Below are 379 nucleotides of genomic sequence, written 5' to 3' on the forward strand. Positions count from 1 at the left end.
TCAACGAGCTGGTCTAACCACCACAGGCTGAGCGTGGTGAGCAGCTCGCCCTTGCCGGGGATGCCGGGTTCAAGCACGTGGTCGAAGGCGCTGACGCGGTCGCTGGCGACCACGAGAATCCGGCCGCCGAGCGCGGCCAGGCGATCCCAATCGAGAATTTGAAGAACGCCGTTCTTGACCGCCGCCAGGTTATCGTCGCGAAGTCCGCGCAGCACCCTATGGATGTGAACTACAGAAAGCCCTAGGGCGTCGGCGATGTCGCCCTGCACAGCCGGTAGGGCGCAACGGTTGTCGCTTGCCAGGCCCAAGGTCTTTTGCCGCCAGTAGATCTCGCAAAGGAGATTGGCCGTCCGCGCCGACGCCGATCGCCGCCCCAGGC

At 64.9% G+C, this 379-nt stretch carries 1 protein-coding gene; it reads right to left on the reverse strand.

Translation table 11 applies throughout. The annotated features are described in order from the left end of the window. Positions 1-308: phosphoribosylaminoimidazolesuccinocarboxamide synthase (locus AC1DIP_RS22360; RefSeq protein WP_477735136.1), on the reverse strand; the 308-nt coding region annotated here is incomplete at its 3' end. Positions 309-379: the final 71 nt, after the last annotated feature.

Source organism: Pseudarthrobacter sp. 05T312, from assembly GCF_056396685.1.